Annotated in this window: 22 protein-coding genes and 4 tRNA genes; 16 read left to right on the top strand and 10 right to left on the bottom strand. The window is 46.4% G+C overall.

What is annotated here, in order from left to right; all coding sequences use genetic code 11:
* Nucleotides 1-26 precede the first annotated feature (26 nt).
* The 6 genes from RHEIN_RS10190 to RHEIN_RS10155 all read left to right on the top strand — a co-directional run bounded on the left by RHEIN_RS10190 (nucleotide 27) and on the right by RHEIN_RS10155 (nucleotide 3,628).
* Nucleotides 27-102, top strand: a tRNA-Lys gene (locus RHEIN_RS10190).
* Between the two features lie 16 nt (nucleotides 103-118).
* Nucleotides 119-194, top strand: a tRNA-Lys gene (locus RHEIN_RS10185).
* 21 nt (nucleotides 195-215) lie between these two features.
* Nucleotides 216-291: transfer RNA gene (locus RHEIN_RS10180), tRNA-Lys, on the top strand.
* Nucleotides 292-369: 78 nt separating this feature from the next.
* Nucleotides 370-1,428 carry a quinolinate synthase NadA gene (nadA, locus tag RHEIN_RS10175; RefSeq protein WP_008898889.1) on the top strand — a complete coding sequence of 353 codons (1,059 nt, stop codon included), beginning with the start codon at nucleotides 370-372 and terminating at the stop codon, nucleotides 1,426-1,428.
* Nucleotides 1,429-1,543: 115 nt separating this feature from the next.
* Nucleotides 1,544-1,633, top strand: a tRNA-Ser gene (locus tag RHEIN_RS10170).
* A gap of 817 nt (nucleotides 1,634-2,450) precedes the next feature.
* Nucleotides 2,451-3,628 (top strand): IS3 family transposase gene (locus RHEIN_RS10155; RefSeq protein ID WP_086003569.1). Its coding sequence is split into 2 segments (ribosomal slippage): nucleotides 2,451-2,718 and nucleotides 2,718-3,628, totalling 1,179 coding nucleotides; the frame shifts between segments, so codons are not numbered across the junction.
* Here the strand turns inward: RHEIN_RS10155 and RHEIN_RS10150 are convergent.
* Nucleotides 3,601-4,023, bottom strand: coding sequence for an FRG domain-containing protein (locus tag RHEIN_RS10150; protein ID WP_158005478.1), 423 nt, complete (start codon nucleotides 4,021-4,023; stop codon nucleotides 3,601-3,603). The two genes, RHEIN_RS10155 and RHEIN_RS10150, sit on opposite strands and share 28 nt — an antisense overlap.
* 186 nt (nucleotides 4,024-4,209) lie before the next feature.
* On the opposite strand from RHEIN_RS10150, the gene RHEIN_RS10145 reads away from it, so the two are divergent.
* Together RHEIN_RS10145 and mazF are read left to right on the top strand one after the other, a co-directional pair.
* The gene (locus RHEIN_RS10145; RefSeq protein ID WP_008898885.1) at nucleotides 4,210-4,440 is read left to right on the top strand and encodes an AbrB/MazE/SpoVT family DNA-binding domain-containing protein; all 231 of its coding nucleotides are present in this window, start codon (nucleotides 4,210-4,212) and stop codon (nucleotides 4,438-4,440) included.
* Nucleotides 4,437-4,772 carry an endoribonuclease MazF gene (mazF, locus tag RHEIN_RS10140; RefSeq protein ID WP_008898884.1) on the top strand — a complete coding sequence of 112 codons (336 nt, stop codon included), beginning with the start codon at nucleotides 4,437-4,439 and terminating at the stop codon, nucleotides 4,770-4,772. The genes RHEIN_RS10145 and mazF overlap by 4 nt, the downstream gene beginning before the upstream one ends.
* A 63-nt stretch (nucleotides 4,773-4,835) precedes the next feature.
* Here the strand turns inward: mazF and RHEIN_RS10135 are convergent, their stop codons facing one another.
* Nucleotides 4,836-5,531, bottom strand: coding sequence for a 2OG-Fe(II) oxygenase (locus RHEIN_RS10135; RefSeq protein ID WP_008898883.1), 696 nt, complete (start codon nucleotides 5,529-5,531; stop codon nucleotides 4,836-4,838).
* Between the two features lie 269 nt (nucleotides 5,532-5,800).
* On the opposite strand from RHEIN_RS10135, the gene RHEIN_RS10130 reads away from it, so the two are divergent.
* The gene (locus tag RHEIN_RS10130) at nucleotides 5,801-6,052 is read left to right on the top strand and encodes a DUF4282 domain-containing protein (protein WP_008898882.1); all 252 of its coding nucleotides are present in this window, start codon (nucleotides 5,801-5,803) and stop codon (nucleotides 6,050-6,052) included.
* Nucleotides 6,053-6,118: 66 nt separating this feature from the next.
* On the opposite strand, the gene RHEIN_RS10125 is transcribed toward RHEIN_RS10130, so the two are convergent.
* Entirely contained in the window at nucleotides 6,119-6,376 is a 258-nt protein-coding gene (locus RHEIN_RS10125; RefSeq protein WP_008898881.1) for a hypothetical protein, read from the bottom strand.
* A 90-nt stretch (nucleotides 6,377-6,466) separates the two neighbouring features.
* Complete coding sequence (locus RHEIN_RS10120) at nucleotides 6,467-7,252, bottom strand: CLCA_X family protein (protein ID WP_008898880.1); 786 nt, start codon at nucleotides 7,250-7,252, stop codon at nucleotides 6,467-6,469.
* A gap of 147 nt (nucleotides 7,253-7,399) precedes the next feature.
* On the opposite strand from RHEIN_RS10120, the gene RHEIN_RS10115 reads away from it, so the two are divergent.
* Complete coding sequence (locus RHEIN_RS10115) at nucleotides 7,400-8,713, top strand: hemolysin family protein (RefSeq protein WP_008898879.1); 1,314 nt, start codon at nucleotides 7,400-7,402, stop codon at nucleotides 8,711-8,713.
* Nucleotides 8,714-8,758: 45 nt separating this feature from the next.
* Here RHEIN_RS10115 and RHEIN_RS10110 read toward each other — a convergent pair whose 3' ends face one another.
* Nucleotides 8,759-10,642 carry a DUF885 domain-containing protein gene (locus RHEIN_RS10110; protein WP_008898878.1) on the bottom strand — a complete coding sequence of 628 codons (1,884 nt, stop codon included), beginning with the start codon at nucleotides 10,640-10,642 and terminating at the stop codon, nucleotides 8,759-8,761.
* 169 nt (nucleotides 10,643-10,811) lie between these two features.
* Here RHEIN_RS10110 and RHEIN_RS10105 point away from each other — a divergent pair, with 169 nt between their 5' ends.
* A complete protein-coding gene (locus RHEIN_RS10105) occupies nucleotides 10,812-11,996 on the top strand; it encodes an MFS transporter (RefSeq protein WP_040554955.1) in 1,185 nt (394 codons plus the stop codon).
* Nucleotides 11,997-12,194: 198 nt separating this feature from the next.
* Nucleotides 12,195-13,775, top strand: a complete 1,581-nt coding sequence (locus RHEIN_RS10100; RefSeq protein ID WP_008898876.1) for an ATP-binding cassette domain-containing protein — start codon at nucleotides 12,195-12,197, stop codon at nucleotides 13,773-13,775.
* Here RHEIN_RS10100 and RHEIN_RS10095 read toward each other — a convergent pair.
* The 5 genes from RHEIN_RS10095 to RHEIN_RS10075 form a co-directional block, all read right to left on the bottom strand.
* Complete coding sequence (locus RHEIN_RS10095) at nucleotides 13,772-14,185, bottom strand: hypothetical protein (protein WP_008898875.1); 414 nt, start codon at nucleotides 14,183-14,185, stop codon at nucleotides 13,772-13,774. The two genes, RHEIN_RS10100 and RHEIN_RS10095, sit on opposite strands and share 4 nt — an antisense overlap.
* A gap of 70 nt (nucleotides 14,186-14,255) precedes the next feature.
* Complete coding sequence (locus RHEIN_RS10090) at nucleotides 14,256-14,942, bottom strand: pseudouridine synthase (RefSeq protein WP_008898874.1); 687 nt, start codon at nucleotides 14,940-14,942, stop codon at nucleotides 14,256-14,258.
* Nucleotides 14,943-14,971: 29 nt separating this feature from the next.
* Nucleotides 14,972-16,429 carry a DEAD/DEAH box helicase gene (locus RHEIN_RS10085; RefSeq protein WP_008898873.1) on the bottom strand — a complete coding sequence of 486 codons (1,458 nt, stop codon included), beginning with the start codon at nucleotides 16,427-16,429 and terminating at the stop codon, nucleotides 14,972-14,974.
* Between the two features lie 165 nt (nucleotides 16,430-16,594).
* On the bottom strand, nucleotides 16,595-17,899 hold the full coding sequence (yegD, locus tag RHEIN_RS10080; protein WP_008898872.1) for a molecular chaperone: 1,305 nt from the start codon (nucleotides 17,897-17,899) through the stop codon (nucleotides 16,595-16,597).
* Between the two features lie 38 nt (nucleotides 17,900-17,937).
* A complete protein-coding gene (locus RHEIN_RS10075) occupies nucleotides 17,938-19,683 on the bottom strand; it encodes an esterase/lipase family protein (protein WP_008898871.1) in 1,746 nt (581 codons plus the stop codon).
* 212 nt (nucleotides 19,684-19,895) lie between these two features.
* Between RHEIN_RS10075 and RHEIN_RS10070 the strand changes: the two genes are divergently transcribed.
* The 4 genes from RHEIN_RS10070 to RHEIN_RS10055 all read left to right on the top strand — a co-directional run bounded on the left by RHEIN_RS10070 (nucleotide 19,896) and on the right by RHEIN_RS10055 (nucleotide 23,453).
* Nucleotides 19,896-20,432: an RNA polymerase sigma factor gene (locus RHEIN_RS10070; protein WP_008898870.1), complete on the top strand. Its 537-nt coding sequence runs from the start codon at nucleotides 19,896-19,898 to the stop codon at nucleotides 20,430-20,432.
* Complete coding sequence (locus RHEIN_RS10065) at nucleotides 20,422-20,940, top strand: hypothetical protein (protein WP_008898869.1); 519 nt, start codon at nucleotides 20,422-20,424, stop codon at nucleotides 20,938-20,940. The genes RHEIN_RS10070 and RHEIN_RS10065 overlap by 11 nt, the downstream gene beginning before the upstream one ends.
* 11 nt (nucleotides 20,941-20,951) lie before the next feature.
* Complete coding sequence (locus RHEIN_RS10060) at nucleotides 20,952-21,917, top strand: DUF4097 family beta strand repeat-containing protein (protein ID WP_139056444.1); 966 nt, start codon at nucleotides 20,952-20,954, stop codon at nucleotides 21,915-21,917.
* Nucleotides 21,918-22,121: 204 nt separating this feature from the next.
* The gene (locus RHEIN_RS10055) at nucleotides 22,122-23,453 is read left to right on the top strand and encodes a DUF4397 domain-containing protein (RefSeq protein ID WP_008898867.1); all 1,332 of its coding nucleotides are present in this window, start codon (nucleotides 22,122-22,124) and stop codon (nucleotides 23,451-23,453) included.
* The last annotated feature ends 59 nt before the right edge of the window (nucleotides 23,454-23,512 follow it).

Here is a 23,512-nt window from a genome sequence, read left to right as displayed (position 1 = left end):
CTCCCGCGCCAGGTACAATTTGAATTGGGTCATTAGCTCAGCTGGTAGAGCAGCGGACTTTTAATCCGTTGGTCGATGGTTCGAATCCATCATGACCCACCAATTCAAAACCTACTCTGGGTCATTAGCTCAGCTGGTAGAGCAGCGGACTTTTAATCCGTTGGTCGATGGTTCGAATCCATCATGACCCACCACTTTCTCGATTCTCCTTGCATGGGTCATTAGCTCAGCTGGTAGAGCAGCGGACTTTTAATCCGTTGGTCGATGGTTCGAATCCATCATGACCCACCATGCAATCATCGTCTTCTTTATGTTTCCAGCTACACTTTTTGTGTATAATGCCGCACTTTTTAAAACCGGGTGGCCGTTATGGATCAAGCACTGCACTTCAACGAACTTGACTTTGTATTCCCGAAAAAACCTTTGCCGTTAAATGCGGATCAAAAAGCTGCCTACAAAGAACGTATCAAGCTTTTATTACAGCAACGTGATGCTGTGCTGGTTGCGCACTATTACACTGATCCTGAAATTCAGGCTTTGGCAGAAGAGACAGGCGGTTGTGTGTCTGACTCATTGGAAATGGCGCGTTTTGGTAATAAACATCCGGCGAAAACACTGATTGTTGCCGGAGTGAAGTTTATGGGCGAAACCGCCAAAATTCTGAACCCGGAAAAAACCGTATTGATGCCAACGCTCGAAGCTACTTGCTCGTTGGACCTAGGTTGCCCTGCAGATGCGTTCAGCGCTTTTTGTGATGAGCATCCTGACCGTGTTGTTGTGGTCTATGCCAATACCTCTGCTGCGGTAAAAGCCCGGGCTGACTGGGTGGTGACTTCATCTATCGCATTAGATGTAGTAGAGCACTTAGACAGCGAAGGCAAAAAGATTTTATGGGGCCCGGATCGCCATTTGGGTGCTTATGTACAAAAACAAACCGGAGCCGACATGCTGTTATGGCAAGGCGCTTGTATTGTGCATGATGAGTTTAAAGCCAAAGCGCTGGTGGAGCTGAAAAAGCAATATCCAAATGCCGCTGTGCTGGTTCACCCTGAGTCCCCAGCCAATGTGGTCGATTTAGCTGACGCTGTAGGTTCTACCAGTCAGTTGATCAAAGCCAGCCAGACCATGCCAAACGACACCTTTATCGTGGCAACTGACCGTGGCATCTTTTACAAGATGCAACAAGCTATGCCAGATAAGACCTTTATCGAAGCTCCAACGGGCGGTAACGGCGCAACGTGCCGCAGCTGCGCTCATTGCCCTTGGATGGCAATGAACGGTCTGAAGGCGATTGAGGACGCTCTGCTGCAATCTGAAGGTCACGAAATTTTTGTGGATGCAGATTTACGCGAACAGGCGTTAATCCCGCTGGATCGAATGCTGAACTTTGCAAAATCAGCGCAAATGCCGGTAAAAGGCAACGCCTAAGTCCGTGGTGGCAATAGTTGCTGAAAATTCCAGCAAAAGAACAGGCTTATGTATTTAACTGTTGCACGGCGCGGTGATTTTCAATAGGATAGCCGCGCTTGCTGTAGCAAGCCCCGGAGAGATGGCTGAGTGGCTGAAGGCGCACGCCTGGAAAGTGTGTTTAGGTTAATCCCTAACGAGGGTTCGAATCCCTCTCTCTCCGCCAGTTTAAATGAAAAAGCCCCGAACGAAAGTTCGGGGCTTTTTCATTTAAACCGGAGAGCGAGGTCTTGGTTCGAACCCTTAGTTCGACCAATAGGCCATGACGGCCTATTGGGACGTGGCGTAGCCACGCCCGTCAGGGCGAGCACCATGGATGGTGCGAGTCAATCCCTCAGTGCAGACGAAAGTTCGGGGCTTTTTCATTTAATCCGGAGAGCGAGGATTTGGTTCGAACCCTATGTTCGACAAATTCGCCGGGAGCTAATTTGGACGCGCTTTAGCGCGGCCCGCAGGGCCAGCACCATGGATGGTGCTGGCAATCCCGTGGTGCTGCTGTCGCGGATTAAAGAGCCTAGCTTTTATCCATAAGTAGCTTTCTGTATAGATACGTAACAAGTCTTTGAATTTAGATCGGATATCAGAGGGATTGTCAGCTATGAGTATTTAAATATGCACATAGGCCTGATAAGTCGGGATATATAGTTCTGGCATTTACTCCAAGTATATTAAGCTCATATAACAAGAAGCTCTTCTTGGAAGACGGAATTTTAAACTCAATGAAACGCTCAATACCTTCGACATAGTTTATTCTCTCAATTTCTAGTGGAATAAACATCTTATCTTTTTCTGAGTATGCATGCAGAGTGAACCAGCCGAATTGAGCTTTGACTCTGTCGTTATTGATTCTTGGCTGAAACGCGAGAGTATTCGCTACATCAAATGGAGAAACGTTTATCTCCTCTGAATTTGTAGTGGCACACTGAATTTGGCCACCTGATTAGAGGTGTTATGATCCACCTCGTAAGCAATTAGGTGACATGATGAACAAAAAGACAAGACCTACGTTTAGCCCCGAATTTCGTCTGGAATGTGCCCAACTGGTGGTTGATAAAGGCTACTCAGTAGCCGATGCCGCTGAAGCGATGAATGTCGGTAAATCAACTATGGATAAATGGGTTCGGCAGCTACGCGAAGAGCGTGCGGGCATTAGCCCCAAAGCCACGCCGATGACGCCAGACCAACTTAAAATCCGTGAGTTAGAGAAGAAAATCAAGCGCATAGAGCTTGAGAAGGAAATTCTAAAAAAGGCTACAGCTCTCTTGATGTCGGACTCGCTGAACAATTAAAGATAATTGGGAAGCTCAAGCAGAGCTATGCAGTGGCGCGGTTATGCCAGGTCTTTGGAGTCCATCGAAGCAGTTTTAAGTATTGGAACCAACGCGTTGAGGTCATCAAGCCTGAACAGGTTCTGAGACTGAGTAAAGTCAAAGAGCTGTTCAACGCGAGCCATGGCTCTGCTGGTTCACGCAGTATTGCAGAAATGGCGACTGCACAAGACGTGAAGATGAGCCGTTACCTTGCCGCTAAATGCATGGAAGCACTGGGATTAGTCAGTTGCCAGCAGCCAAGCCATGCGTATAAGAAAGGTGGCCGTGAGCATGTTGAAATCCCGAATCTGTTGGACAGGCAGTTTGCTGTAACACAGCCAAATCAAGTGTGGTGTGGCGACGTCACGTACATTTGGACGGGCAATCGCTGGGCTTATCTGGCGGTTGTGATGGATTTATTTGCAAGAAAACCTGTAGGTTGGGCGATGTCGTTCTCGCCTGACAGTGAGTTAACCTGCAAGGCACTAAGCCATGCATTTGAATCCAGAGGCCGGCCACAAGGACTGATGTTCCACTCAGACCAAGGCAGTCATTACACGAGCCGTAAATTCAGGCAGTTGCTCTGGCGATGCCAAATCACGCAAAGCATGAGCCGTCGTGGTAATTGCTGGGACAACAGCCCAATGGAGCGCTTCTTCAGAAGCTTAAAGACGGAATGGGTGCCAACAATAGGCTATAGCTCTTTTGCTGAAGCTGAACGGGAAATACTGGATTACATGCTGGGCTACTACAGCCAGCTCAGGCCACATCACTACAATGGTGGTTTGGCTCCAAATGAATCCGAGCGCAGATACTGGCTTGGCTACAAAGATGTGGCCAAAATTAGTTGACCACTACAATTACATACACCATGTGTATATAAGGAATACATCCAACCATCAGTATTCTCTGCAGAGTCTGATTGGCATGCAAACCAAAGTGCAATTAAAGGGTTCGTTGTCCAATCTAAAAGACGTGTTTTTAATCCATGATGTTGGGCTAAGACCATCAACTCTAAATCCGAAACGTCAGGCCTCTCTATGAGATTACCAGCGAGTAGTCTTAATTGGCGGAGTTGTTCCTGTTCTTTAACAAGAGAGTTGGTTACCGGACTTTTTCTTGCGATACCGGGTAAAAGATTTCGCTTGGTTGATGGTTGACCTCGGTAAAGAGTTACATCCATTAATGCATGCCAATTTGTATAGTTGATCAACTCAGAAATTGAATTAATAGTGTGAGTTTCCAATGCTATCCCCTTGTTAACTTTATTTTTCCTATCCATTTCGCATTGAGCTTTGTTTTCTACAATGTAGCGTATTTCGCAGGCATACAGCTAAACTTTTGCAGCCAATTTAATCTTTATTTGCCCCATCCTCCCCCCTAATCTATACTCGCAAGTATCTACAATGTATATCCATCACTAAAGGTATTTATGTCCATAACCATAGCCAAATGGGGTAACAGCGCTGCACTTCGTTTGCCAAAAGACTTACTGGACAGGTTGTCTTTGCAGGTTGGCGACAAGGTTGAAATACAGCAACAAGGTAACCAGATAGTGATTACGCCCAGCAAACCCTCGCTGGAAGATTTGCTGTCCCGGGTTACAGCTGAAAATAAACACCAATCACTTGTTCATGATGCACAGGGTAGGGAATTGTTATGAGCCCCATGCCTGATGCGGGTGATATTGTCATTATCGATTTTGATCCTCAGGCAGGGCATGAACAGGCTGGTAAAAGGCCTGCATTGGTATTAAGTCCAAAACAGTTTAATAAGATCACTGGTTTTGTCTGGTTGTGTCCAATCACCAGTCAGGTGAAAGGTTATCCTTTCGAAGTGGCTGTTACAGGCTCAAAAAAAACACAAGGTGTTATTCTGACCGATCAGCTGAAGTCTTTGGATGCACAAGCCCGAAGACTGCAAAAGGTGGATCAGGTCAACGCTGATTGTTTGGCTAACGCGAAAGTACTTATTGCGACCATTATCTCGATTTGATTTTTAGCTAGCTGATTTTTGGTGATTGGATAAGCTCTTGAGTCCTGACCATCAGAAAAAATATCACTCCGACCAATACCAACTAGTAATGTTATACCTGTAGCAGCCAGCAGTTTCACCAGTCACCGCTTTGACCCAGTGCTCTGAGCCCTCTGATGAAGGATCAAACAACACGCAGCGGTTGTAAAGGGGCGCGATAGTCACAGGGCCATTATCCTTTCCCATAAACATCAGTTCGCCGCCGTTATCACTTTGCCAGTTTTGATTTAAATAAAGCAGCATACAGACTTCTCTGCCTGGCGAATCATCCGCGTGTTGATTAACAAAATCGCTGGCGCTTAAGCGGAAAAAATTGGTATTAACCTCTGGCTTAGCCACATTGATATCGGTTATTTGCACATCAAATATACGTGATAACAACGACATGAATTCATTGCTACGTAAAAATGATAAAAACTCCAGAGCAATAGCAGACTCAGGGTTATCTGCAGGATGCCCGGTACGCTCCCAAAGATCACGCTGTACAAAACGTTCTGTATCAGGAGTTTCTTGCCAGGTCGCATTATTCACATAAAGCGCAGAGTAGCTGTGTTTTTGTGTCTTCCATTGCTTTTCTTGCTGTAATGCCTGAGCTACCAGGTCGAGTTTGGCCTGAGCAAATAAGCCGTCAATAACGACATGATGAGGAGTTGAGCGTACTAAAGCCTTTCGATAAGCACGGATCGCAGAAGGGATAATTTGCTGTTCATTCAGCCACATGCAGAGGACTCGCTTGTAGGGTTAAATCACGTCTAAAATCGCGATGATACAATATTTGGGCTTAAGTTTATCCAGTTAAATTACTCATGCGTAATGACTCCATGCTGTGTCTTGGTCAAAAAGGCTTATCTAACAAAGTAATTGAAATAAATCATTTTTTTTATTACTTTAAAACAAGTCGGTTTACTTTAACTGACTCCAATCCTGATTTTGCTGTAGCGACGATCGTAGGATTTTTGGGATAACATAATGAATAAAAGGACTTCGTAATGAAAAGTATATTTTTCTTTGACTCCATGCTGACGCCAAAAATTATTACCCTGGTGTATTGGCTGCTGTTAGCTGTTGCTGTATTCAGTGGTTTAGGCGCAATGTTTTCCGACTATGGTGGTGGTTTTTTAGTTGGATTGGGTATCTTGATCGGTGGCGCTGTTGGTGCCCGTATTTGGTGTGAGTTGCTGATTGTATTATTTAAGATCCATGAAAACCTGCAAAAAATTGCAGAGAAGAATGATCAGTAAAGCTCTTGATGTGACTCTGATACAGCAAGCCAGCTATGGGCTTGCTGCTATTGTAATTCAGCTGGTTCAACCTACCCGCCATTCCAGACCATAATGTGCAAATAGCTCTGCATCTTTAGCAAACCACAACTCAAAAGCCTGGACATCATAACCTTCTTGTTGTGCCAGTCTAAAGATCCTGACAGAGAGCTCAAGTAAGTCGCGGTAAACCCAGGCTTTGCCCTGGTAAATTACCGCCAAATCAGGCTGTTCTGCCAATATTTCGATAGCTTTCATCGTCTGATTCAAGCGACGTAATTGCTCTGTGCGCCATGTTGTACTCATACTCGCGTCCTTTAGTCAAAATACCGACAGTCTCTGCTTAGTACAGTATGCTGTTCAATATTTGTGCCATGGCTTAACAGACAAAAGAACTTAACGCAGTGCGCGGCCCAGCAAAGAAAAATAGCCAAGCCAATGTTGAGCTAATTGTGCAGACAACGCCGAGTCAGGGTACAAACCCGCTTTGGCTGCTTTGCTTTTTAAGGTGCCACTGACTAAAAAGCTGTTTTTAAGCTGTTGTTGTTGCAGCATATGCTCAAAAGCCCGCGCAGCCATCTCTTCCGGCTTGGCGTAATAATAAATGCCATGAGCCTGATCAAAAGCAGCACAAGTTTTGACATAGCTGTTGGATCCAGCTCCGTCGGCGGATAAAAACAATGCGGCAAAGCTTTGATCCAAATACTGATTCAGCGGGTGAGGGGATAGAGTGGCATTATTCAGCCAGCTGGAACTGGCAAAAGCCGAAGATGGAAGCTCATCGCTGAATAATTTGCTGCAAATGTAATGATCAAAGGCGTGGAACCATTCATGCGCTAAACTGCCGCCACCGGCGTTTTTCGCCAAAGCCAGTAAACGGCCCTGGGGTTGATAAAAAGCACAGCTGCCTTGTTGACCACCAATACCAAAATTCAGACTCAGGCTTTGATTCAGTGAAATCACCTGCTTGGGTACCTGTAACAGCAGCATCAAATCGGATAAAGCGTCAAAAAACAGGTTGGCCGCCAGTTGCTGTTCGACTGCAGTTACCCAGCGGCCTATTTTAATACTTTGGAAACCAAAAATTTTTACTATATCCAAAAAGCTGACGTCGGCACCGGATCTGTGCTCCGGACCGTTTCGAAAATAGGTCTGCTGAATGCGTGGTACTAAATCAGCCATAGGGTAACTGGTTCAAATTTAAACATTTTTTGAGTGCTTATGCTGGGAAAACACAGTTTAAGTCGTATACTGACAAGCGGTATAGTGGTTTTCAACCGAACTTGACGGCTTTTCTATGCCAAAGCCAGTTTAACAAGAGTGATTTTTATGTCCCTGCTAGAAAATTTACTGATTATGTTGCTGCTGATCAGTGCCAGCGCCTTCTTTTCTATGTCTGAAATAGCTTTAGCTGCTTCACGCAAAATACGTTTAAAGCAATTAGCATCAGACGGTGAACCCCGTGCCGCTTTAGTGTTGCAGCTGCAGTCTAATCCCGGTAGTTTTTTCACCATAGCGCAGATTGGCTTAAATGCAGTGGCGATATTGGGTGGTATTTTAGGTGAAGCTGCTTTTACCCCTTATATCTTAAGTTTGCTGAATTTAATTTTTGAAAATCCGGCCAACGAGGGCATAGCTTTTGGTTTATCGGTGTTTTTTGTGACGGCCCTGTTTATTTTGTTTGCCGATTTAATGCCAAAACGGCTGGCGATGTTATCACCGGAAAAAGTGGCAATATCTTTAGTCAATCTGGTATTGCTGATGCTGGTTATTTTTAAACCTTTGGTGTGGTTTTTTAACAGCTTAGCCAATCTGGTATTTAAACTCTTTAACGTGCCGATGCAGCGTATCGATCAAATTACGCCAGAAGATATAGTGGCCATGATGGATGAAGGGGCTCAGGCTGGTGTATTACAACAGCAGGAACGCACCTTGCTCGAGAACGTGTTTGATATGGACTCCCGCACTGTTACTTCGGCGATGACAGCACGCGAAAGCTTAATTTACTTTAATTTAAAAGAAACCGCTGACAGTATTAAAAACAAAATTGCCGAACATCCCCATGCCAAATTTATTGTCTGTGATGACAGTCTGGACAAAGTGGTAGGTTATGTCGACAGCCGCGATATTTTGATGCAGGTATTGCATCAGCAGCCTATTAACTTACTCAAAGAAGGCATGATCCACACGCCGTTAATAGTGCCTGACTCCTTGTCGTTGTACGAAGTACTGGCGCATTTTAAATCCAGCGGTATCGACTTTGCCGTAGTGCTGAACGAATACGCCTTAACAGTGGGCATGGTGACCCTGAAAGATGTAATGAGCATTGTGATGGGCGAGCTGGTGAATTCGGATGAAGAACAAATAGTACAACGTGATGAAGCATCCTGGCTGGTTGAGGGGTTAACGCCACTGGATGATGTGATGAGGGTCTTTAATATCGACAGCTTCCCGGATGATGAGAACTACGAAACTATTGCCGGTTTTATGATGTATATGCTGCGTAAAATTCCAAAACGCACCGACTTTGTGATCTTTCAGGGCTACAAGTTTGAAGTAGTTGATATCGACAGCTACAAAATTGACCAGTTGCTGGTGACTAAAGTCAAAGTGGCAGAAGATGGGTCAGAGCTTAAGCCCTGACCCTCCATGACTGAACTCACAGTCGTTGTGAGTGATGACTTAGGGTCAGGATTTTGAAGCGGAACTCTGACCCGCCACCCAGTTTTTCACTTTAGTATCCAGCACCGACATAGGCACAGCACCACCAAGCAGCGCTAAATCGTGGAAAGCTTTGATATCAAAGTTGTCGCCTAGCTGCTCTTTAGCATAAGCGCGCAATTTCACAATCTTCAACATACCCAGCTTGTAGCCTAGGGCCTGACCAGGCCATGCCATATAACGTTCAATTTCAGACACTACATCAGTTTCTGTGGTGCCTGTGGTTTCGGCCATGTAAGTAATCGCCTGTTCACGGGTCCATTTTTTCGCATGCAGGCCTGTGTCGACCACTAAACGCACAGAGCGGAATAACTCGGCTTTCAGGCGGCCTAAATCACCAAAAGGGTCGTCCTGGTACATGCCCATTTCTTTGGCAACCAGCTCTGAATACAAAGCCCAGCCTTCGACATAGCTATTGTAAGGGGCAACACGGCGCAGCAGTGGCAAATGCTCCTGAGCTAAATTTAATGCCACTTGCCAGTGGTGGCCCGGATTGGCTTCATGGTAGGTCAGGGTTTTTAAATCAAACTTTGCATTGGCTTTAATGTCGCGCAGGTTAATCCAGTAAATGCCAGGTTTGCTGCCATCAATAGCGGGTGAGCTGTATTGGCCACCAGCAGCGCTGTCCTGGATCTCCACCGGAATACGGCGCACTTCCACCGGATAAGGCGGTTTAGTCGCAAAGAGCTCCGGCATACGCTGGTTAATTTCGGCTATGTATTTATTTAAGTCATCCAGCACCTGCTGACGGCCTGCATCTGAGTCTTCGTATAAAAAACGGGCTTCACCATTCAGAGCTGTCATTCGTGCACCTACAGAGCCTTCTGCATAGCCCTGGGCTTTTAAGATGCTGTCCATTTCCTGGCTTATACGGGCCACTTCATCCAAACCTGTCTGGTGAATTTGCTCTGGCGTAAGCTCGGTATCACCGAGTTGTTTGACTGACCAGGCATAAAACTTCTCGCCGTTCGGCTGAGCCCAAATGCCGGATTCAGCTCTGGCTTTTGGCAATTCTGCGCGCACTGTTGCTGCTAATTGCTGATAACCCGCCTGCACCTGCTGTTGCACCAGAAGGGCTGCTGAGGTCAGGTACTGCTGTTTTGCTTCTGCTGACAGCTCTTTCAGGTTATCCAGCTTTGTAGCGAAGTCTTTATACAACACATGCTCTGTGGCGTCGCCGCTGGCATAGCCATCTAAAATAGGAAGGGATTTTTCCAGCAGTACTTTAGGTGCTATCCAGCCGCTGGCAGCGTCTGAAACAAAACGTTGTTCCACAGCTTTTAAAGCGGCACCAAATTTCTCCAGCCGGCTTAAATAGTTTTTGGCATCCTGCTCAGAGCTTATTGGATGGGAATTTTGTATAGCGCCTGCCATATCAATAGTAGGGCCGTTGATCTGATTGACCACAAAAGCCGAGTGCCCCATCCAGGAGTCGATATAACCCTGAGGGAAATCTTCGCTACCCGCGTAGTACTGCATAATATTCAGCATCACGGCCTGGTTTTCTGCATCAACAGCATCTGCCGGTACAGGTAAAGCTGCAAGCTGACTGATCACTGCATTCAGTTGTTTGCGCAGTTGAGCTTCTGCTTCTGCACTGTAGTTTTCCAGTTCCGTATTAAAAGCTTTACCTACCACTTCTTCAGATAAACCTAAAGCCGAGGCATTTAAAGCGCGGGCCTGAAACAGCAGTTGTGTGCCTTGTTGATAGAGTTGCTCTGCAGTTTTAGCTGCAGGAGCAACAACAGCAGCTGGCGGCGTTGCTGCAGTGGATTGTGCTGTTGAAGGTGCATCCTTACAAGCCGTCAGCATCAAGCCGCTGATGGCTATTGTGAGCAGAGATAAACGCATATTTTTTTCCTTCTGGTTTGGGTGCGTAAACTGGGGCTTATCTTACGCTTTGATTTGTGACAGTGCAGCAGGCATTTGCGTTAAAACAAAGTAAAAATTGGCTTGTTCGCGGTATACTTAGCCATCTTTGGTGAGTCGCTTCTCCGGCTCAATGTTGCTGACGAACACTATGATTGAAAAAAACACACCCGCTTTTTATGCCGCCAGTTTTGCGCTTTGTCTGGCTGCTGTATTTGTGTTTGCCAACCTGCATATGCTGCAACCTTTGTTGCCTTTGTTAAGCCGCGAATTTCAACTGACCCCACTGCAAACGAGCTGGAGCTACGCCATAGGTACTCTGGCTTTAGGTTTGTCATTATTAGTGTATGGGGCTTTGTCGGACGCCTACGGTCGCCGTGCTCTGTTGCTCTGGAGTCTGGGTGGTATGGCGCTGAGCACTCTGGCTTTGACTCAGGTGGAGTCTTATCAGTCACTTTTAGTCCTTCGGGCTTTGCAGGGCTTTTGTTTAGGTGGCCTGCCCGCTATTGCTATCGCCTATATGGGAGAAGAATTCAGCAAAACAGCTATGGTGGTGGCTGTGGGTTATTACATTAGCGCCAATTCGTTAGGCGGTATTAGCGGACGTTTATTGTCCGGCTGGTTCGCTGAAATGAATCATTGGCAATGGGTGTTCTGGCCTATGGGGTTGGGCAGTGTGCTCTGCACTTATCTGGTCTGGCGTTATTTACCTGAATCTGCTTATTTTCAAAAACAGCCCTTTCAGTTGAAACAAGCCATGTCAGACAACTGGTTTCATTTACGTCAGAAAACCTTGCTACTGACCTATCTGATTGGTGGCCTTAACTTTTTTATCTTTTTAAATCAGTACACTTTTGTGGCTTTCCGCTTGTCCGACAGTCCTTATTTATTATCGAGCGGCTGGATAGGTTTGTTATTTATCACCTATTTAACCGGCACTGTAGGTTCGGCTTTATCCGGCAAAGTAGGGCAGCGTATTCATCCGGCTTTAGGTATGGCGCTGGGCATTGTCATTATGATGCTAGGCACTGTACTGACGGTATTTAACTCGTTGCCTTTGATTGTGTTTGGATTTTTTATCAGCGCCTTTGGGTTTTTCCTTTGCCATTCGCTGGCCAGCAGTTGGGTTAATCAGCAGGCGGTGAAAGCCAAAGCCAGCGCCAGCGCTTTGTATCTGGTTTTTTATTATCTGGGCGCCAGTTCAGGTGGTTTGTATTTATCACCCTTTTGGCAGCAGTGGGGCTGGAATGGCGTGGTGTTTGGCTCTTTGCTGATGTTTATGCTGACTTTGTTTTTAAGCCTGTGGTTGAAACGTTGTGCGTTAAAAGCGCATTAAAATAACTTGCCACCACTTTGTCTGGCTTGTTAGCATAAGGCTACTTCCACTATGAGTACCGCTGAAATGAACAACTAAATTCCCGAAAATTTGTAGCCGTTATTTTACAAATCATCAGGAATGCTGTTGTTTAACAGGTAGTTGTCGCTTTTGTCTTGTTGTCTGTGAACACAGTCGTCCTGTATTTCAGGAGTCTGTATGTCTGAATTATCTGCCGTATTGTTATGTCGCCAATTCCACTGGACCCATCCTGGTCTGGAGTTATTGCACCCTGCTATTGATCTGCAACTGGAAGCGAAAGCTCAGGCTTTGGTGGGCTTAAATGGCTGTGGTAAATCCTTATTTTTAAGTGCTTTGGCTGGTCAGGAAACTCAGCTGAGCTGCAGCGGCGAACTGCATTGGCTTCAGCCATTTTATTATGTGTCACAACAAGAGCCTGATCTTAGCCAAACAATCAGCTGCTATCTGGGGGTACAGGCGTTGTTCGACGCCTTAGACAGGGTGGAAGCGGGTGGTGTGATTCAAACCGATTTTGATTGCATTGGCGATCGCTGGTTAGCGAAAGCTGAGCTTTGGCAGTGGTTGCACGACTTAAACCTGCCCACTGATCCTGCTTTGCCGCTGCGGGCTTTAAGTGGTGGTCAGTTGATGAAATTGCGGCTGGCAAAGGCTTTTGCAACAGAGCAGTTTTTGCTGCTCGATGAAGTATCAAATCATCTGGATCAACACACTCGTTTATGGCTGCATCAGCAGTTAAAACGCTATAAAGCAGGGTATTTACTGGTCAGCCATGATGTGGAGTTATTATCGACAGTCGATTTTATCTACCAGCTATCACCTTTAGGGCTGGAGAAATATCAGGGCAACTACCAGGACTTTTTGCAGCAAAGCCTTAGGCAACAGCAGCAGTTGCAACAGCAAAATGACAAGCTAAAACAACAACAAAAAAGCCAGCAACAGCAACAACAGCGTTTGCTTGAGCAGCAACAGCAAAAACATCAGCAGGCGAAAAAAAACAAAGCACATACTAATCAGGCTGCCATTCTGCTTGGCAGAAAAGCGCAACAGGCTGAACAAAGTCAGGGTCGTTTACAGCTTCAGGTGCAGGCTCAGCAGCAGGAGTTAAGCGCCCAACGTCAACAACTGCAACGACAACTGGATTACCGGGAATTGCCCAAATTGCCGCATCTTGCCAAAGTGAAAGCCTGCAGCGGGCCAGTGCTGTATTGCAACGACCTGGTGTTGCCTTATGGCTCAAAAGCAGAGTTGTCTTTTCAACTGAGTATGCAGCAGCGCTGTTTAGTCACAGGAAACAATGGCAGTGGTAAATCGACATTACTTAAAGTACTGGCGGGTTTTATTCAGCCGAAATCAGGTGTGGTGCAGGTTAAACAAAAGCCCTGGTATCTGGATCAGCATTTGTCTTTATTGGATGCTTTTCAGGATGGTGTAGAGGCCATCAAAGGCCTGACTGCACAGCGGCAGGAATCGCAGGTCCGTACCTTGTTATCGGGTATTGGCCTAAGTGCGCAGCGCTTTGCCGTACCTACGCAGCAACTCAGTGGTGGAGAGCGGATGAAGCTGCTGTTGCTTAGTCTGGCATTGCAGCCTTATGCCCCTTTTTTGCTGTTGGACGAGCCGGATAATCATCTGGATTTTCAGGCTTTGGCTATGCTCAAAAGCTTTTTACAGAGGTATCCGGCGGGTTTTATGCTGGTGACTCATCAGGAAGCACAGTGGCAGCAGCTTGATGTCTCTGTTTTGGTAAGACTGGATTAATCCAGTCTTACCCAGACTTCCTCAATTTTCATTCCATCTTCCATACCGCTATGCAGCCAGAGATTGTCTTTCAGTTCAGCTTTAAATTCGTAGGTTTTATTCAGCATAGTGGGGACTGAACCCGTCAGAGGCGTTTCATTGTAGGACTCTCCATTGTGTTGATAGCTGCCGGTTAAGGCGCTGCTGAAACTGCCGTCTTTATTGACAGTGACAAAACTGAAGTGTCCTTTAGATAAAATTTTGACGGACTTCAGATCGCCATCTGACAGGGTGATCACAGTGCCATCTGCTTTGGTATAAACCGCCGATTGAAGTGTCCAGCTGCCTTGTAGTGTTGCAGGTTCTGATGCCAGTGAGGGGAAAGCTAAGCAGCAAAAAGCGCTAAAGATCCAGAGTGCTAAGTTCTTCATTTTGTCTCCTTTTTCAGTCATTTTTCCAAAGACTGACTCTACAACACAAAATGGAGTTTGATAACCCGCTTTAGTCAGTGCTCAGGCTGACGGTTTGAAAACAACCTTCAGCTAAATCAGCAAGGCTAAACTGTGCCAGTTGAATACGTTTGAGTTGCAGCACTTTGAAACCTTGAGTACGGCACATATAGCGAATTTGGCGGTTTAAACCCTGGGTCAGCACAATTTCAAAGCTATCGGAGCTCAATTGAGTCACCTGACAAGGGCGGGATTGATAGCTATGAGGGCCTACTGTCCAACTGACCCCGGATGCCAGTTGCTCTAAAGCCTGGTTTGTCAGTGCTTTATCCACTGTCACCTGATAGGTTTTTTCATGATAAAAATCAGGATGTAACAAACGCTGCGCCAGTTCACCATCATTGGTCAGCAGCACTAAACCACAGGAGTCTTTATCCAGTCGTCCAACCGGAAACAGCCGCATTGGAAATTGCTGCAGCAGATGGTACAGGCTGTCGGCTTTATCTGGATTGAGGTTGCAGTCTATGCCCACAGGCTTGTGGTACAGAACATAGTGTTTTTCAGTGGATGCATTGAAAGGCTGTCCGTCGACCAGAATAGGGTCGTCAGCATCTACATGATCAATATGATTGGCGGGTCTGTTATTTACCAGAACCCGGCCTTCGTCAATCAGCCTGGATGCGGCTCGTCTTGAACAAAGGCCATGGTCGGCCAGGTATTTGGCTAAACGAATTTTCATCCGCTTCTTACCTGCTATACCTGAGTCACTTAGGCTGCGGTGGCGGCTTTAGGCTTTGGCTTAAAACGGCGACGTTGACCGTTGCCATTGTTGTGTTCAGCAGCAGGTGTGGCCATATGACCAGCGGCCTGAGTCTGAATTCCAGGTGTTTTTGGTGTTTCAAAACGACGTGGTGGCTTTGGAGCCTGAGCTGTTTTTTGGCCCTGACCCTGACCTTGACCAGGCTTTTGACCTGAGGCTGGTTTTTGTCCGCCATTGGCTCTTGGTTTATTGCTGTTTGCGCTTTCACCTTGTGGCTTACGCACAGGACGAGGAGGGCGAGGTGCTTTAGCAATAGCAGTCACTGCATCCGGCAATGGATCCGGATTCATGCTTTGACTTGGCAGCTTCATACCAATTAAACGCTCGACCTGTCTTAATTGTGGTACTTCATCAGGAGCGACAAAAGACACAGCTAAACCCGATTTACCGGCACGACCGGTACGGCCTATACGGTGCACATAATCTGCTGGTGAACGTGGTAATGCAAAGTTCACTACATAAGGTAGTTGGGAAATATCAATACCGCGGGCTGCAACGTCAGTGGCCACTAACACCTGCAGTTCATTGGCTTTAAAATCGGCCAGAGCTTTAGTGCGGGCATTCTGGCTTTTATTGCCATGCAAAGCAGCAGACGGAATACCTGCAAAGGTCAACTGTTCGCTTAAACGGTTGGCTTCGTGTTTGGTTGGCATAAATACCAGCACTTGTTGCCATTTGTTTTCAGTAATTAACTGGCACAAAGCTGCAGTTTTCTGGCCTTTGCCCAGCAAGTACACTTGCTGTTCAATTTTTTCAACTGTGGTGTTTTCCGGTGTGACCTGGATCATCAGCGGGTTTTGCAATAACCCCTGAGTTAAGCCTTTAATTTCATTGCTGAAGGTGGCAGAAAACAGCAGGTTTTGACGAACTTTTGGCAGCAGGGCCAGAATCTTTTTCAAATCGCGGATAAAGCCCATATCCAGCATACGGTCGGCTTCATCCAGCACCAGCATTTGCACCTGGTCCAGTTTTAAGGCGTTTTGGCTTAACAGGTCCAGTAAACGGCCAGGAGTTGCGGTTAAAATATCCACGCCACCCCGTAACGCCATCATCTGTGGGTTAATGCTAACGCCACCAAACACCACATGGTGTTTTAATTTAGGGCTTAACTCTTTACCGTATTTCTGAATTTGTTCTTCAATCTGCGCCGCCAGTTCACGGGTCGGCGTTAAAATCAGCGCTTTGACCGGACGAGGTTTCTGGATAGGTTGTGCTGATAAAATTTGCAGTATAGGTAATACAAAGCTGGCAGTTTTGCCTGTGCCGGTTTGAGCGGCAGCCAACAGATCACGACGCTGTAACACAGCGGGAATGGCCTGTTGTTGAATAGGGGTAGGTTGGGTATAACCGGCCTGATGTACGGCCTCAACCAAAGCAGGGTTTAAACCCAAAGCAGAAAATGACATTAAATTTCTCAAATAAAAGCGCGAACCCCAATTGGCCCACGCAAAAAGCCGCGCATTGTAACGGGAAAGCACTGGCGCGACCAGCGCTATTGTTGGTTTTTTGTGCAGTTTAGTGAATTGAGTGGAATTAACGCTGATTTAGTGAGCCTGTTAGCCAAATCGCCCTCAACCAAAACGAAGAGAAGCCAGTTTACTTAAGCCCATAGCGACAGAACCAAACTGATCGCCACGGATCACCGGCACATCAGGTAATAACTGCTGCAGCATTTGTTGCACGCCAGGCACAGCAGAAGCGCCCCCTGTGACAAAAATACTGTCAGGTTTCACGCCAGCGCTATGTAAACATTGCTGGATCAGCTTACTGATACCTGATAACTCCTGATACAAGGCATCCATCAGCTGTTGTTGCGACAGGTTTTGCGAAAGGCCCTGCTCAATACGCTCCAGCAACACATCCACTGCTGCATCTTCGGTCAGTCCAATTTTGGCTTGTTCGGCTTTTTGATTCAGGTAATAACTTAAATGCTGCTGATACACCTGCACAAAACGGTTCAACAGCAGTGGTTCTGCTGCTATGTCTTTTAAATCCAGCAGTTCATCATAAGTTTTTTCAGCGTAAAAACGCTCCTGCGCATGAATATCAATAATATTCACCGCATCGCTGAACAAAGCGCCAGGCAGAGGTTTACCATCCAGTGCCAGACTTTGGCGGCCAAAAAGTTTCATTAAGCCGTAAATAGTCAGCTTGATATCCATATCCACGCCACCTATACGTTTACCGCTGTGGCCTAATAAGTCGCTGCTGCGATCAAATTTCTGACTATGCTCTGGCCCAAGCCGGATCAGGCTGATATCGCTGGTGCCGCCACCAATATCCACCACCAGCACCAGTTGCTCCTGAGTTAAATGCCTCTCGTACTCAATGGCAGCTGCTACAGGCTCATAGGCAAAATCGACTTCTTTAAAACCAACCCGGCTTGCGGCCTGATTTAAAATCGTTAAAGCCCGTTCATCACCTAAAGCGAGGTCTATACCCTGAAAATGGATAGGGCGGCCAATCAGCACCCGTTCAACGGGATGCCCCAGTTTTTGCTCAGCGCCTTGTTTGATTCGGCCCAGCAATAAGGTCGCCACCTGGGTATAAATTTCAGTTTGAGCTGGCGTTAAACGGCTTCCCAGCATCGACTTAGGGGAACGGATAAACACACCACCTAAAGGGTCCATGCTATAACGTTCGTGCGCGGCTTTACCCACCAGCACTGTACTTTTTTGCGCTAATAAGCGGGTCAGACTGGCAGACAGGTAGGCGTCTTCGTCTTCCGGATCACGCTGACGTTCGATATACAAAGCTGAGCTTAAATAACGGCTGCCGTCCTGCTCCAAAGCTAATAAATGCGGCTGTTGGTCCAGCATAAAACCGGCGGCACAGTTGGATGTACCAAAATCAACAGCAAGATAAGGAGAGGACATAACACCACCTGTCAGAAAAAAGGGCGGCGAGTATAGCGTTAATCAGGGAGCTTGTCAGGCGCCAGAGGCAGGATTTTGGCCTCTCCGGCAGGTTGCCTGAGCACTTGCAGTAAAAACTCAATAGCCTTGGGAGACTGATAGGAGTTATGGCGCGATGGCACTATAATTTCCTGCACAGCTTTGCTTTGATGAGCGCTAAAAAATGGCACCACGCCATCAGTGATTTGACTGCAGCTTTTTTCGTCCTTGCAGGATAAAGCACCATCGCTGCCAATCACAGAATACACAGGTCGTTGATAATCCAGTTTATTTAAGCCCTGCAGTAATGGATGGCGGGGCGACAGCACCTGCACTGAATGGGGGCCGCCGCTGCCCAAATATTCACGCATGGGCAAAGTGACCTTATCCGGGCCCAGTTTTTGGATAAAGTCGCTCATTAATGAAGTAAAGTTTTTCGGTAAATTAATAAACCAGCCTGCCATTTTGGCCAGCACTGATTCAGAAGATCCAGAGCCGCCATGCGGAGTATCCAGAAACACCACTTTGTCGATATAGGCTCTGGTGTTAAAAATAAAAATATCCTGCACTTTATCCAGTTCCTGCTGTGCATACCCCAGTTGTTCCGGCCGCTCTGTAAAACTTAGATCCCAAAGCAAATAGCCGGTATTTTGGATCAGGGTTTTACTGATTATACCGCCCATGCTGTGGCCCACCACCAGCAGTTGATCCAACTCTGTTGTGCCGCCATTGGCTTTGAGCATGGCATGCAGCTCATCGAGTTTTTTGCGTAGCCGCATCGAATTATAAAAAGGCGGAGGGCCTGAAGGGTAATAAGCATGCCAAATCTGATAACGTTGTTTTAATTCTTCATCCTGCAGTACAGCCATTGTCAGCTCATACCAAATCAGTGGGCTGGAATTTAAACCATGGATCATCAGCAGCGGCTGCTTGTTGTTTTGCAGCGGCGTCACGCTGTAAATGCCCAATTTATTGTCTGCACGCTCTGCATTAAACAAACCCGGCAGTTCCAAATCCACCAGCTTGGCCTGCTGCATCAACCATAAATAGCTGCTGGCGGCGTCGTACAACAGTGGATAAGAGGCTGAGGCCAGTTGAAGTTGTGTTGCATCTTGCATCAGATGCCCTTGCAATATCAGTTGAACCTGCATTTTTTTAGTAAATTTAAGCTCTTTGAGGCTGACAGTGACAGAGCGGAATACTCCCTCTGGCGGATAATTTTTATCCCAGCCTTTGCCGGTATTTTCCCGCCCACCCACCAGACTGACACCTAAACCAGCGTCAGAAGTTTTTTGATGATGGCTTTTAATAGCCCTGAATTCGCTGGCTAAAACGAAGTTTTCAAAGGGCAATCCAGCCTCATCCAGAGGGGGTTCCAGGGCGATACGCAGCGCCGGATGACGGTATTTTTGTTTTGGCAGCATCAGCTGTAAAAAGCTGGTCAGGCTTTGGTTATATAAAGTAGTGGCTTGTTGTAGCTCTGAGCCTGAAAGCTGGGAAGAGGATAACCAAAACTGAGCGCAACTGAGTTGCAACAGACTTTTATTGGCTGTGTCGTCCGGCAAGCTTAATAAATCAGGGCAATACAAAGCCAACTCTTCTGCGCTCATCTGCTGCATACGGGCATATTGATAACTAAACAGCTGATTAGCTTCCAAAGCCCTTTTAGTCGATGGCAAGAGTTTTAAAAAGTGGGGGCTGCTGCAACCCGCAAACAGAAAGAGGCAAAGTAACAGCAAGCTGCTTTTTTGAAGCTTTGTCTGCACCTGAAGCTCCTGTTTATCTGTGGATATGGCGTTAGTCTGTCAGATTATCCGGTCTGATACCAAACAAAATTTATATTAAAAATCAGTCACTCAGCTATAGTATGGGCAGTATTGTCCGGCAGTTTGAAAGTTTTTTATCAGTGCATTTAAACCTTTTGCCACTGTGCGTGCGACTAAACAGATAACAACAGCAATAAAACAACAGGAACAGGATGTTAAGGTCTGAATGTCCGGAACAGAAAGTGTTGCCCATGGATGATCTGGTGCGCTTATCACAGCAGGGCGACCGGGTAGCGTTCAGGCAGTTGTATCAACAGCATTGTGGCCGGGTTTATGCGGTTTGTATGCGGCTGCTGGCGGATCGCAGCAAAGCTGAAGATGCCTGCCAGGAAGTATTTGTAAAGGTCTGGCAACAACTGTCAGTGTTTCGTGGGGAGAGTAGTTTCAGTACCTGGTTGCATAGCATTGCAAGTCGCACCGCAATCGACTTATGGCGTCAGGACAAACTACTGCGACTGGCTACGGAAGATCTGCCCGAAGTGGCGGGCGCTGAATTAGGCCAGAGTCGTGAGTTAGAGCAATTAATTTTACGCTTGCCCCATCAGGCAAGAGCTGTGTTTGTGCTCTTTGCCTTAGAAGGCTATCAGCACCAGGAAATTGCAGAATTGTTGGGCATAGCCGAAGGCAGTTCAAAATCGCAATACCACAGAGCGCGGCAGTTATTACGGGAGTGGTTAGATGAAAACTGAACATGAATTGGATGCTTTGATCGCCGGGTTATCTGCAGAGTTAAAACCATCCCGCGATTTATGGCCAGAGCTGGAACAGCGCTTAACTGACCCTGAAACCATGACGAAAAAAGTGGTGCAGTTAAAACCAAATCCGTGGTTGTCTGTGCCTTTTGCCAGCGCTTATGTTGCCAGTGCTGCTTCGGTTTTATTCGCTGTGACTTTGTTTTGGCAACCAGCGGCACCAGTGCAACCACAGGTGTTTAACCCTCAGATGCTGGATGCAGAAACCGCTATAGTTTACAGCTTTGAGCAAGCCAAAGCAGAGCAACTGGCCAGCATGAAAACAGTAGATCCGGCCTATGCCGACTGGCAGCAACAACTGGCGCAGTGGCAACAGGCCATAACCCTGGTGCAACTGGCGTTGAGATACAATCCGAATGAAGCGCTGTTGTTAAAACAATTAAAACAATTGTATAGCCAACAGCAGAATTACTTACAAAAAGTGGTCCAATCGGGCCTGGTTTAATCTGGAGTAGCATGATGAAACAACAACTGATTTTAGGCCTCGCCTTATCTGTATTCAGCCAGTTTTTGTGGGCAGCAGAGTCTGTAAACGAAAATCTGCAGGTGGCCAACAATGAAAAGATTTTTATTGAAAATATGCGTGGGGAAGTTGAAATAATAGCCACAGCTGAAAACCGCTTTAAAGTATCAGGGACTTTAGATGAAAAAGCCGATGGTTATAGCATGGAGTCAAAAAATGGCTTTACCAGCTTTAAAGTAAAAATGCCGAATATGCGTAATTACGGTGGCTGGGACTGGGACGATAAAGATAACCAGGGCTCACGTTTAAAAATTGAAGTGCCGCTGGGGGCAGAGCTGGAGTTCCAGGGTGTGAACTCAAGTGTACGTGTTTCCGGTGTTCAGGGCAGCACCAAAATCAGTACTGTGAATGGTTCTGTATATGGCGAAAAGCTGCAAAAGTTTATTCAGCTCGAAACCGTTAACGGTGAAGTGACCAGCGTCAATAACAATGGCCGTATTACGCTGAGCACAGTTAATGGTGAAATTGAAGACAGTGGCTCCCAAGGCCGGCTGAGCATAGATGCAGTGAATGGCAGTATTGACAGCAAATCGTCAGCCTCTGAGGTCTCGGTGTCAGTGGTGAACGGGGAAGCCGATCTGGAGCTAACCAATGTGCAGCAACTGGAAATGAGTTCGGTAAATGGTTCTTTAGATGCTGAACTCAAAGGTAGCCTGACACCACGTATAGAAGTCAGCACTGTCAGTGGTGATGCCAAACTGAAGCTGGATAAAGGCATCAATGCTAAATTTAATCTGGTCGCTAATGCCGGAGGCTCGATTAAAAATGAGCTGACCAGTCAGAAAGCGGAAAAAGCGAAATATGGCCCACGTCGCAGTCTTGAATTCAGCACTGGCAAAGGTGAAGGCCGCGTAGAAATGAGTACTGTCAGTGGTTCACTGAAGCTGCAATCAAACTAAATCAAAAATGGCGCAGGCCTTGAGCCTGCCGCCTTCATTTAGATCACTATCTTTACATAACTTTGCAATAGCCCAAGGGTACTCAGTTTTATTTGATTTGTTAAAAGCTGTTATTAACTGTTGGTGTTGGTAAAAACGCTAGGTTTTTCATAAGGCTATACATAATCTCTTGGCCAACTAACAACCAAGTTACAGGATAGCTTTATGAATATGATACAGCGCGCCAGTCGTCTGGCTTTGCCTTTGTTTTCGCTGATCGCTTTGGCCGCCTGCGGTGGCAGCTCAGATGATAAAGCAGAAGAAGGGTTTAATCAGGGTTATGTGCAGTTTTACAATGGCGCGGCTAATAGCGCAAACAGCGCTTTAACGGTCGACGAGAAAGCTGCAGGTTCAGCCATTTTTGGTGATGCCTCGAATATGCTGGCGATTGAACCTGGCAGTTACAAATATCAGCTGAAAAACGCAACCAGCAGTGCTTTGATCAAAGAAGCGGATATCACGCTGAATAAAGGTGACAAAACATTGTTGTTAATGGCCGGTGATGCGGCAAATCCAAGCATTTTGACCTTAACTCACAAGCGTGAAGAAAAGTTTGATGACCAGTTCCGGGTTTTTGTTGCTAACTTATCGTCCAATTACGACAAAGTAGATATTTACACTGCTGCTGAAACTGATGATTTCAGCAAAGCGACTTTGTTAGAGTCTGTGGCTACAAACACAATCACCACCAGCGGTAAAATGCTCAAGCGTGGTAAATACAAACTTTTTCTGACCACGGCGGGCAGCAACACACCATTTTTTGAAGCTGCGGCTTATAACTTCCAGTACACCACCAGTTATGTGATGGTGGTGCGTGACAAGTTAGGTCCAATGCAACAGCAGGTGTCGTTAGACATGGTTGGCAACTCCAGCACTGTAGAGGCATTAGAGCATCGTCTGGCGAAAGGGCAGGTACGTATTTATAACAGCCTGGACAATCAGCAAGGTCAGATCGCCATCAACAACTTGCCTGTGGCCGACTTAGTACAGGATACGCTGACAGATTATATCCAGTTAGACAAAAACGATTACAGCATCGCTGTGTTAAACGAAAACAACCAGTTGTTATTAAACAACGTGTTACTGACTATTAACGCAGGTCAAAGCAAATCTGTGTTGTTGTTCCGTGATGCAGAGCAAAAAGTGGGTTTAGTGAATTTCACTGAAAAAAATCTGCCACAAGTTCACGAACATGAAATCAATGTGGCTAACCTGGTGCCTGATTTCAAAAATCTGCATTTCTATTTTGTCCGTCAGAACGAAACTATTGAAAGCGCTAAGTTTCATGTCAAAGCACTGGAATTTAAAAAGTACGCCAGTTTAGTTTTGCCAAAAGATTTCTATTCTATTTCTCTGGTTCATGTGGCAGACAACGGCACTATCAGCCTGTTGGATAAAACAGAGACATTGCAACTGGAAGCAGGCAAAAACTATATTCTGGCCGCAGAACCCTCTGCTGCAGCGCCAAGTGGTTACAAAATCACGCTGGTTAAATAATTCACTGGTAGGTGATAGGTTGTAACGCAAAAAATGGCCACAGGACGTGGCCATTTTTT

Source organism: Rheinheimera sp. A13L (assembly GCF_000217935.1).
Taxonomy (GTDB): Bacteria; Pseudomonadota; Gammaproteobacteria; order Enterobacterales; family Alteromonadaceae; genus Pararheinheimera.
This window is presented reverse-complemented; position numbering and strand designations above follow the sequence as displayed.

Coding starts and splice junctions, on each gene's coding strand:
- RHEIN_RS10115 (WP_008898879.1), top strand. CDS start 7,400: ATGTCCCTGCTAGAAAATTTACTGATTATGTTGCTGCTGATCAGTGCC.
- RHEIN_RS10100 (WP_008898876.1), top strand. CDS start 12,195: ATGTCTGAATTATCTGCCGTATTGTTATGTCGCCAATTCCACTGGACC.
- mazF (WP_008898884.1), top strand. CDS start 4,437: ATGAGCCCCATGCCTGATGCGGGTGATATTGTCATTATCGATTTTGAT.
- RHEIN_RS10130 (WP_008898882.1), top strand. CDS start 5,801: ATGAAAAGTATATTTTTCTTTGACTCCATGCTGACGCCAAAAATTATT.
- RHEIN_RS10110 (WP_008898878.1), bottom strand. CDS start 10,642: ATGCGTTTATCTCTGCTCACAATAGCCATCAGCGGCTTGATGCTGACG.
- RHEIN_RS10090 (WP_008898874.1), bottom strand. CDS start 14,942: ATGAAAATTCGTTTAGCCAAATACCTGGCCGACCATGGCCTTTGTTCA.
- RHEIN_RS10125 (WP_008898881.1), bottom strand. CDS start 6,376: ATGAGTACAACATGGCGCACAGAGCAATTACGTCGCTTGAATCAGACG.
- RHEIN_RS10055 (WP_008898867.1), top strand. CDS start 22,122: ATGAATATGATACAGCGCGCCAGTCGTCTGGCTTTGCCTTTGTTTTCG.
- RHEIN_RS10105 (WP_040554955.1), top strand. CDS start 10,812: ATGATTGAAAAAAACACACCCGCTTTTTATGCCGCCAGTTTTGCGCTT.
- RHEIN_RS10065 (WP_008898869.1), top strand. CDS start 20,422: ATGAAAACTGAACATGAATTGGATGCTTTGATCGCCGGGTTATCTGCA.
- RHEIN_RS10145 (WP_008898885.1), top strand. CDS start 4,210: ATGTCCATAACCATAGCCAAATGGGGTAACAGCGCTGCACTTCGTTTG.
- RHEIN_RS10120 (WP_008898880.1), bottom strand. CDS start 7,252: ATGGCTGATTTAGTACCACGCATTCAGCAGACCTATTTTCGAAACGGT.
- RHEIN_RS10070 (WP_008898870.1), top strand. CDS start 19,896: ATGTTAAGGTCTGAATGTCCGGAACAGAAAGTGTTGCCCATGGATGAT.
- yegD (WP_008898872.1), bottom strand. CDS start 17,899: ATGTCCTCTCCTTATCTTGCTGTTGATTTTGGTACATCCAACTGTGCC.
- RHEIN_RS10085 (WP_008898873.1), bottom strand. CDS start 16,429: ATGTCATTTTCTGCTTTGGGTTTAAACCCTGCTTTGGTTGAGGCCGTA.
- RHEIN_RS10135 (WP_008898883.1), bottom strand. CDS start 5,531: ATGTGGCTGAATGAACAGCAAATTATCCCTTCTGCGATCCGTGCTTAT.
- nadA (WP_008898889.1), top strand. CDS start 370: ATGGATCAAGCACTGCACTTCAACGAACTTGACTTTGTATTCCCGAAA.
- RHEIN_RS10060 (WP_139056444.1), top strand. CDS start 20,952: ATGATGAAACAACAACTGATTTTAGGCCTCGCCTTATCTGTATTCAGC.
- RHEIN_RS10095 (WP_008898875.1), bottom strand. CDS start 14,185: ATGAAGAACTTAGCACTCTGGATCTTTAGCGCTTTTTGCTGCTTAGCT.